The 9,892-nt window shown below is 60.3% G+C and carries 6 protein-coding genes; 2 read left to right on the plus strand and 4 right to left on the minus strand.

The window, feature by feature from the left end; genetic code table 11:
- The 4 genes from ACRESD_RS13775 to ACRESD_RS13790 form a co-directional block, all read right to left on the minus strand.
- Positions 1 to 362: DNA ligase LigA-related protein (locus tag ACRESD_RS13775; protein ID WP_431751408.1), on the minus strand; the 362-nt coding region annotated here is incomplete at its 3' end.
- 87 nt (positions 363 to 449) lie between these two features.
- A complete protein-coding gene (gene zipA / locus ACRESD_RS13780) occupies positions 450 to 1,316 on the minus strand; it encodes a cell division protein ZipA (RefSeq protein WP_431751409.1) in 867 nt (288 codons plus the stop codon).
- Between the two features lie 259 nt (positions 1,317 to 1,575).
- Entirely contained in the window at positions 1,576 to 5,064 is a 3,489-nt protein-coding gene (smc, locus tag ACRESD_RS13785; protein ID WP_431751410.1) for a chromosome segregation protein SMC, read from the minus strand.
- Positions 5,065 to 5,066: 2 nt separating this feature from the next.
- Entirely contained in the window at positions 5,067 to 5,726 is a 660-nt protein-coding gene (locus ACRESD_RS13790; protein ID WP_431751411.1) for a GntR family transcriptional regulator, read from the minus strand.
- 280 nt (positions 5,727 to 6,006) lie between these two features.
- On the opposite strand from ACRESD_RS13790, the gene xdhA reads away from it, so the two are divergent.
- Positions 6,007 to 7,455, plus strand: coding sequence for a xanthine dehydrogenase small subunit (xdhA, locus tag ACRESD_RS13795; RefSeq protein WP_431751412.1), 1,449 nt, complete (start codon positions 6,007 to 6,009; stop codon positions 7,453 to 7,455).
- Positions 7,448 to 9,847 (plus strand): xanthine dehydrogenase molybdopterin binding subunit, encoded by a 2,400-nt coding sequence (gene xdhB / locus ACRESD_RS13800; RefSeq protein WP_431751413.1) that lies wholly within the window; start codon positions 7,448 to 7,450, stop codon positions 9,845 to 9,847. Before xdhA ends, xdhB begins: the two co-directional genes overlap by 8 nt.
- Positions 9,848 to 9,892 lie beyond the last annotated feature (45 nt).

Consider the following 9,892-nt stretch of genomic DNA (forward strand, 5'->3'; position numbering starts at 1 on the left):
TCGCAGCTGTATTCCACTGCCGCACCACCACCAAACAGATCGCCTACCGGCAGGTCCAGGCCTTCTGTGACCCGGCGATCAAACTCCAGCATGGTGGTTTCATCGAAGGCGTTGCCCAAGCTGAGCATCGGGATCTCATGCTTGACCTGGGTGAACGCCGACAGCGCCGCACTGCCGACCCGCTGCGTCGGTGAATCCCGCGTCACCAGATCCGGGTGCTCGGCCTCCAGGGCCTTGAGCTCGTGGAACAGGCGATCGTACTCGGCGTCCGGAATGCTCGGCTCGTCGAGGACGTGGTAGCGGTAGTTGTGCTGATCCAGTTCAGCGCGCAGTTCGAGGATGCGGGTATGGGCGGCGGTCATGGGTGTTCTCTCATAAAGCAAAAGAGCAGCCGAAGCTGCTCAATATGTTAGTGCACGGATTCTACAGGCAACGCTTAAGATCGAACCTCAGCGCTTCTGTGTCAGGGCGCGACGCTCGAACTCGACGATGCGCTGACGGTAATGCTCGATGGTTTGTGCGGTCAGGACGCTGCGCTGGTCGTCCTTGAGCTCGCCATTCAGTTCCTGGGACAACTTGCGCGCTGCCGCCACCATCACGTCGAACGCTTGTTTCGGATGACGCGGGCCCGGCAGGCCGAGGAAGAAGCTCACCGCCGGCGTGCTGAACAGGTCGATATCGTCCAGGTCGAAGGTGCCCGGCTTGACCGCATTGGCCATGGAGAACAGCACTTCGCCGTTACCGGCCATGCTTTCGTGACGGTGGAAAATATCCATCTCGCCAAAACGCAGGCCGCTTTCCAGAATGTTCTGCAACAGCGCAGGGCCTTTGAAGCCAGCGGCGTCGCGGCAGATCACGCTGATCACCAAGACTTCTTCGGCGGCCGGCTGGTCGTTCACCGACTGGCGAGGCGCACTGCTTTTGGCCGGGGTCTCGTCAGGGAAGTCGTCGTCGCGGCTGCTGAAGCTCGGGCCGTCATCGACGTCGAGGTCCAAGTCAGCCTGGCGCGGCTCGGCAACCACCGGAGCGGTGCGCTTGCCACGTTTGGAGGACGGTTCGCGGGCTTCACGCACCGGCGCACTCATCGACGGCAAGTCGTGCTCGTCCAGTTGCGGTTCTTTGTGGGTATCCAGCACACGGGGCGGCCCCAACAGCTCGGCGCTGCCGTCGTCGTCAGGCAAGTTGGACAGGTTACGGTCCAGACGGAACTTGAGCTTGCCCTTGCCACCGCGCATGCGGCGCCAGCCATCAAAAAGAATACCGGCAATGACAATAATGCCGATGACGATCAGCCACTCGCGCAGACCGATTTCCATGTAATCCCGTGCCTCTAATAAAAAATGCTGAAAAATAAGGGGTTTAGCACCGTGCAAACCGCTTTAAAACGTGGCGCCAACTCTATGTTCTGACTGACGTTTTGCCCACGCATACGAAAAATTGACATTAAACTAGCACGACCAAAGATAACTTTACACCGTCTGTCAAAATGCCTTGAACAAATATGTCGATTTGCCACTTTTGCCAGACCGGTAAAACGCCTTACATCGAGCTACAAAAATCCTTTCCAAGCGTGGCTCAAGATTCCACCATCGCCATCGCTTCTTCCACATCCACCGCCACCAACCGCGAACAACCCGGTTCGTGCATCGTGACCCCCATCAACTGATCCGCCATTTCCATGGCGATCTTGTTGTGGGTGATATAGATGAACTGCACCGTCTGGGACATCTCTTTAACCAATCGAGCGTAGCGTCCAACGTTAGCGTCATCCAGCGGGGCGTCAACTTCATCGAGCATGCAGAACGGCGCCGGGTTCAACTTGAAGATGGCAAATACCAGGGCCAATGCGGTCAGTGCCTTTTCGCCACCAGACAACAAATGGATGGTGCTGTTCTTCTTGCCCGGAGGCCGCGCCATGATCGTTACCCCTGTATCGAGTAGATCTTCGCCCGTCAGTTCCAAGTAAGCGCTGCCACCACCGAAAACTTTCGGGAATAACGCCTGTAAACCGCCATTAATCTGATCAAAGGTATCTTTGAAACGATTACGGGTTTCCTTGTCGATCTTGCGGATGACGTTTTCCAGCGTGTCGAGGGCTTCGACCAAGTCGGCGTCCTGGGCATCCAGATAACGTTTACGTTCGGACTGCTGTTGGTATTCGTCGATGGCCGCAAGGTTGATCGCGCCCAGGCGTTGAATACGCGCGGCAATGCGCTCGAGTTCTTCCTCGGCCTCTTTTTCGTTGGCCTGGGCAGTCAGGGTATTGAGCACGCCGTGCAAGTCGTAGCCGTCTTCCAGCAACTGGTCTTGCAGGGTCTTGCGACGGACTGTCAGGGCTTGCCATTCCATGCGCTGCTGTTCGAGCTGGCTGCGGATCAACTGGGATTGCTGCTCGGCCTGGGTCCGACGTTTTTCCGCATCACGCAGTTCACGGTCGGCGTCTTCCAAGGCGATCTGCGCGGTCTTGAGTTCTTCGTCGACGCTCATGCGCTTGTCGAGCAACTCTTCGAGCTTGAGCCGCAACTCTTCCAGCGGGGCTTCGCCCTCCTCCAGGTTGAGGCTCAGTTGCTCACGCTTTTCGGTGAGGCGTTCGGACTGCATTTCCAGGCGTTCAAGGGCCTGGCGCGTCGCATCGTGCTGGGTGCGCAAGGAGCCAAGGCGCACCGCCAATTGGTGCGCATGATCCTTATGCTGCCGTGCTTCCTGACGCACACGGTCAAGGCGTTCACGCAGGCTGTCGCGCTCGGCCAGCAGCAGCTCGCGCTGCTCGGTGTCCAGGGCCATGCTGTCGAGGGCTTCCTGCAATTGCAGGCGCGCTTCACCGATCTGCTCGTGTTCCAGGGCACGCTGCTCGCCCATCTCGGCGACTTCTTCGTCGAGGCGCGTGCGGCGCAAGGTCAGTTGCTCGACCTTGGCTTTGCTCGCAGACAGCTGGGCTTTCAATTCGCCTTGCTGGCGCGCTTCATCCTGCAACAAGCGGCGCAGGTGTTCGCGGCCGGTCTCCTGCTGGCGTTGAGTAGCGCGCAGGGTTTGCAGTTCGGTTTCCAGGCTTTCCAGGGTAGCTTCACGCTCTTCACGCTCGGCGATCAGGTTGACGATCTCTTGACCACGGGCCAGAACGCCGCTTTCAGCTTCACTGGCGCGGCGTACGCGCAGGAAATGGCGGCCGACCCAGTAGCCGTCGCGGCTGATCAGGCTTTCACCGCCACCCAACTGACCGCGCAGAGCCAGCGCCTGCTCCAGAGAGTCCACCGGTTTGACTTGTCCCAGCCAGGGCGACAGATCAATGGCCGCCTCGACCTTGTCCAGCAAACTGCCCGGCACCCGTGCGCCATCAGCCGCCGGGCTGAGCAAACGCAAATCGCCTTGGGCAAACCCGGCCAAGTCGAAACCGCCAAAATCATCCACCAGTACAGCTTGCAGGTCGGCGCCGAGTACGGTTTCCACCGCCAGCTCCCAACCGGCTTCTACCTTCAAACCTTCGGCCAGACGCGGGCGCTCGGCCAAATGTTGATCACGCAACCACTCGGCCGTACCGGTACCGGGGTCCAACGCCGCCTGCTGCAAGGCTTCCAGCGAAGCCAGTCGACCGTTGAGCCGCTGCAAATCACCCTGGGCCTGTTGCTGCGCCTGGGTCGCCTGTTGCAGTTGCTGACGCAATTGCTCCAGGCGCTCCACTTGTTGTTCTTCACTGGCTTCCAGCTCTTCCAGCGTCATTTCGCTTTCGGCCAGTTGCTCGCTCAGTTCCATGATCGCCGCGTCTTCCGGGTCGGCGGCCAGCAATGCGCGCTCTTCCTGCATCCGACGCTGGCGCTCGGCCAGACGCTCCATGCTGGTTTCCAGTTGCTGGATACGCGACTGCTGCACCTCGGCCTGACGGCGCGGCTCGGCGGACTTCAGGTTGAACGTATCCCACTGCTCCTGCCAGCCGTGCATGGTGGTTTCGGATTCTTCCAGGGCAGCGGCGGCCTCTTCGGCGGCGGCGCTGGTGATTTCCTGCTCGGGGGTGAGCATGTCCAGCTCTTCGCCGAGGGTCAGCAGCAAGGTGCGGTCGTGGCCCAGGTGAGATTCGGTTTCCAGCCGCGCGCGTTCGGCTTCCTTCAAGTCATCCTGCAGCTGGCGCAGGCGTTGCTGGCCGTGCTGAATGCTTTGCTCGACGCGGGCAATGTCGCCGCCCACCGAGTAGAAGCGGCCTTGCACCAGATTGAAGCGCTCGGACAGGTCATGATGGCCGTCACGCAGCCGCTCGATGCTGGCGTCAGCATTGCGCTGCTCGGCCACCAAGGCTTCGAAGCTGATTTCCTGGGTACCAATGATCGCCTCGCGCTGGCCGACCTGATCATTCAATGCCTGCCAGCGCAGGGCCGACAGTTGCGCCTTGAGCTGGCGTTCCTCGCCCTTGTATTCCTGATATTTCTCGGCGGCCTGGGCCTGGCGGTGCAGGCGCTCCAACTGGCGCTCCAGCTCTTCGCGCAGGTCAGTCAGGCGAGCGAGGTTTTCATGGGTGCGACGAATACGGTTTTCCGTCTCACGGCGGCGCTCCTTGTACTTGGAGATGCCGGCCGCTTCTTCGATAAAGTTACGCAAGTCCTCGGGCTTGGCTTCGATCAGCTTGGAGATCATGCCTTGCTCGATGATCGAGTAGCTGCGCGGGCCCAAGCCTGTGCCAAGGAAGATATCGGTGATGTCACGGCGTCGGCATTTGGTGCCGTTGAGGAAATAGCTGTTCTGGCTGTCGCGGGTCACTTTGCGACGGATGGAGATTTCCGCGTAGGCCGCGTATTCGCCGATCAAGGTGCCGTCGGAGTTGTCGAACACCAGTTCGATGCTCGCCTGGCTCACCGGCTTGCGGCTGGTCGACCCGTTGAAGATGACGTCGGTCATCGACTCGCCGCGCAGGTTTTTTGCCGAGCTCTCGCCCATCACCCAGCGAACGGCGTCGATGATGTTCGACTTGCCGCAACCGTTGGGCCCGACCACCGCCGCCATGTTACTGGGGAAGTTCACCGTGGTCGGGTCGACGAAGGATTTGAACCCCGCCAGTTTGATGCACTTGAGCCGCACGTTTAGGCGTCCGCCAACGCAGCGATCACCAACGAGCAACTGCGCTCGCCGTAAGCCGACAACACCAGGCGAATCTGCACCAGGTCACGGGCCAGCACGGCGGCAAGCAACTGCTCGAACAACGCCAGGTACTCGCTCATGGACGCCTTGCGCTGATCCAGGGCCAGGTAATAGGCGCGGTTCATCGCCGGTTGCAGGTTTTCGACGGTTTCCTGCAAATACGGGTTGTTGGCGAAGGGGTACGCGGCGCGCATCACGTTGAAGCTTTCTTCGACGAAGGCGCGGATGTCCTGGCGCTCGAAGTTGGTGACCAGCCGCTGCTGGATCTGCACGAATGGCGCCATGTCGGCCTGGGTCTGCCAGCCTTGGGCCACGGCATTGCCAAGCAGGATGTACAACTCGCTCATCAACGTGCACAGGCTCTGCACCTTGTGCGCAGTGAGCTCGGTGACATGGGCACCACGGCGCGGCAGGATCGCGATCAGGTGGCGGCGTTCGAGGATCAGCAAGGCTTCACGCACGGAACCACGGCTGACATTGAGCGCCAGTGTGACCTTCTGTTCCTGGATTCGCTCCCCAGGCTTGAGATCGCCGCGAATGATACGTTCGGCGAGGTGGTGAGCAATTTGCTCGGCGAGACTGTCCGGCGCCTTGAACGTCATGTTTTCCCTTCAAAATCTTCTATCGGTACAAGCGCGGCAGTGTAGCGCATTGGCCCGCTGATGGCGCTACGCCCACCGGGGCGAATTTGGCATGAAATAAGCAACGATGAACAGCCACAAGCCCCCGAAAACGCCGGTTCCAGAAGACTGGACCATAATTGAAAGTGTTGCGACCGGATTTTCTTGACCTTCTGGTCAGAAAATCATTGACCGAAAAGTCAGAGATGACTAGATTCGGCGCAAAGCGGTTAACAACAATAATGAGTCTGCGAGGCCTTCCGTGATCCAGTTTTTACTTAACCAGGAACTCCGTAGCGAGCACGCCCTGGACCCCAACCTGACCGTGCTCAACTATTTACGTGAGCATTTGGGCAAATCCGGTACCAAGGAAGGCTGCGCCAGCGGCGACTGTGGTGCGTGCACCGTCGTCGTCGGCGAACTGCACAGCGATGAACACGGCATAGAACAGATTCGCTATCGCAGCCTCAATTCCTGCCTGACCTTTGTCTCGTCGTTGCACGGCAAACAACTGATCAGCGTAGAAGACCTCAAGCACCAAGGCCAACTCCACAGCGTGCAACAAGCCATGGTCGAGTGCCACGGCTCGCAATGTGGCTTTTGCACCCCGGGTTTTGTGATGTCGCTGTTCGCCCTGCAAAAAAACAGCGACGCTCCCGACAGCCAAAAAGCCCACGAAGCCCTCGCCGGCAACCTGTGCCGTTGCACCGGCTACCGCCCGATCCTCGCTGCCGCCGAACAGGCCTGCTGCAACAAACCCCAGGATCAGTTCGACAGCCGCCAGGCCGAGACCATCGCTCGCCTCAAAGCCATCGCACCGACCCAAACCGGTGAACTCAACAGCGGCGACAAACGCTGCCTGGTACCTCTGACGGTGGCCGATTTGGCCGACCTCTACGACGCCTATCCGCAGGCACGCCTGCTGGCCGGCGGCACCGACCTGGCACTGGAAGTCACGCAGTTTCACCGCACGCTGCCGGTGATGATCTACGTCGGCAACATTGAAGAAATGAAGCGCATCGAGTCGTTCGACGACCGGCTGGAAATCGGCGCAGCCACCGCCCTGTCCGACTGCTACGCCGCGCTGCATCACGAATACCCGGACTTCGGCGACCTGCTGCATCGCTTTGCCTCCCTGCAGATCCGTAACCAGGGAACCCTGGGCGGTAATATCGGCAACGCCTCGCCCATTGGTGACTCACCGCCCCTGCTGATCGCCCTCGGCGCGCAGATCGTGCTGTGTAAAGGCAATACGCGCCGCACGCTCGCGCTGGAAGACTACTTCATCGACTACCGCGTCACCGCCCGCCAGGACAGCGAGTTCATCGAGAAGATCATCGTACCCAAGGGCCACTCGCGGTTCCGTGCGTACAAGGTTTCCAAGCGGCTGGACGATGATATTTCCGCAGTGTGTGCCGCGTTCAACCTGAAGATCGATAACGGTGTGATCAGCGATGCCCGCGTTGCCTTCGGCGGCATGGCAGCCACGCCCAAGCGCGCGAAAAGCTGCGAAGCCGTGTTGGTCGGTGCGACCTGGAACGCCGCCACCGTGGAAAAAGCCTGCGCCGCCCTGGCCGAGGATTTCACCCCGCTGTCGGACTTCCGCGCCAGCAAGGAATATCGCCTGCTCAGCGCACAGAACCTGCTGCGCAAATACTTCATCGAACTGCAAACGCCGCACATCGAGACTCGGGTGACCGCTTATGTCTAACCATCACGCCGTCGTTAAAACCCAGGCCGAACTCGCCGAGCTGTTTGCCCAGGACCTCACGTCCGGCGTGGGCCGCAGCGTCAAGCATGACAGCGCCGCCAAACACGTCAGCGGCGAAGCACAGTACATCGATGACCGCCTGGAATTCCCGAATCAACTGCACCTGTATGCACGCATGTCCGACCGCGCCCATGCACGCATCATCAGCATCGATACGGCGCCCTGCTACGCCTTTGACGGCGTGCGCATTGTCATCACACACGAAGACGTACCGGGCCTGAAGGACATCGGCCCGCTGATGCCCGGCGATCCGCTGCTGGCCATCGACACCGTTCAGTTTGTCGGCCAGGTTGTGTTGGCGGTGGCCGCCCGCGATCTGGAAACCGCACGCAAGGCCGCCATGGCAGCGGTGATCGAATACGAAGACCTGGAACCGGTACTGGACGTGGTCGAGGCCTTTCGCAAGAAGCATTTCGTGCTCGATAGCCACACCCACCAGCGCGGTGATTCGTCCGGCGCCTTGGCCACCGCAAAAAACCGTATCCAGGGCACGCTGCATATCGGCGGCCAGGAACACTTCTACCTGGAAACCCAGATTTCCTCGGTGATGCCCACCGAAGACGGCGGCATGATCGTCTACTGCTCCACGCAAAACCCCACCGAAGTACAGAAGCTGGTGGCCGAAGTGCTGGACGTATCGATGAACAAGATCGTCGTCGACATGCGCCGCATGGGCGGCGGCTTCGGCGGCAAGGAAACCCAGGCGGCCAGCCCGGCGTGCCTGTGCGCGGTGGTAGCACGCCTGACCGGCCAGCCGACCAAGATGCGTCTGCCCCGGGTGGAAGACATGCTGATGACCGGCAAGCGTCACCCCTTCTATATCGAGTACGACGTCGGCTTCGACGACAATGGCCGACTGCATGGGATCAACCTGGAGCTGGCGGGTAACTGCGGCTGTTCGCCGGACCTGTCGAATTCGATTGTCGACCGTGCGATGTTCCACGCTGACAACTCGTATTATCTGGGCGATGCCACCGTCAACGGCCATCGCTGCAAGACCAACACCGCCTCCAACACCGCCTATCGCGGTTTCGGCGGCCCGCAAGGCATGGTCGCCATCGAGGAAGTGATGGACGCCATTGCCCGTCATCTGGCGCTCGATCCGCTGGCCGTGCGCAAGGCCAATTACTACGGCAAGACCGAGCGCAACGTCACCCACTACTACCAGACCGTCGAGCACAACATGCTCGAAGAGATGACCGCCGAGCTTGAGGCCAGCAGCCAATACGCCGAGCGCCGAGAAGCGATCCGCCTGTACAACGCCCACAGCCCGATCCTGAAAAAAGGCCTGGCGCTGACACCGGTGAAGTTCGGCATTTCGTTTACGGCGAGCTTCCTCAACCAGGCCGGTGCACTGATCCACATTTACACCGACGGCAGCATCCATTTGAACCACGGTGGCACCGAGATGGGCCAGGGCTTGAACACCAAGGTTGCACAGGTGGTGGCCGAAGTGTTCCAGGTGGAAATCGACCGCGTACAGATCACCGCGACCAACACCGACAAGGTGCCCAACACCTCGCCAACCGCGGCGTCCAGCGGTGCCGACCTGAACGGCAAGGCCGCGCAGAACGCTGCCGAAACCATCAAGCAGCGCCTGGTGGAGTTTGCCGCACGCAAATACGACGTGAGTGAGGCGGATGTGGAATTCCACAACGGCCACGTGCGCGTGCGCGATCAGATCCTGACCTTTGAGGCCTTGATCCAGCAGGCGTATTTCGCTCAGGTCTCACTGTCGAGCACCGGTTTCTACAAGACCCCGAAAATCTTCTACGACCGTGGCCAGGCACGCGGTCGGCCGTTCTACTACTTCGCATTCGGCGCAGCCTGCTGCGAAGTGATCGTCGATACCCTGACCGGCGAATACAAAATGCTGCGCACTGACATTCTTCACGACGTGGGCGCCTCGCTGAACCCGGCCATCGACATTGGCCAAGTAGAAGGAGGCTTCATCCAGGGCATGGGTTGGCTGACCATGGAAGAGTTGGTGTGGAACAACAAGGGCAAGCTGATGACCAACGGCCCGGCCAGCTACAAGATCCCGGCCGTGGCAGACATGCCGCTGGACCTGCGGGTGAAACTGGTGGAAAACCGTAAGAATCCGGAAGACACGGTGTTTCATTCCAAGGCCGTGGGCGAACCGCCGTTCATGCTCGGGATTGCCTCGTGGTGCGCGATCAAGGATGCGGTGGCGAGCCTCGGTGATTATCGCCATCAGCCAAAGATCGATGCGCCGGCGACACCGGAGCGGGTGTTGTGGGGGTGTGAGCAGATGCGGCAGTTGCAGGCAACAAAGCCTGTTGAGACTGAAACCGAGATGGCTTCGCTTTAGGACCGAGGCGCTGCCATCGCAGGCAAGCCAGCTCCCACACTTGGA

Origin of the sequence: Pseudomonas sp., from assembly GCF_050739995.1 — a bacterium.
Taxonomy (GTDB): Bacteria; Pseudomonadota; Gammaproteobacteria; order Pseudomonadales; family Pseudomonadaceae; genus Aquipseudomonas.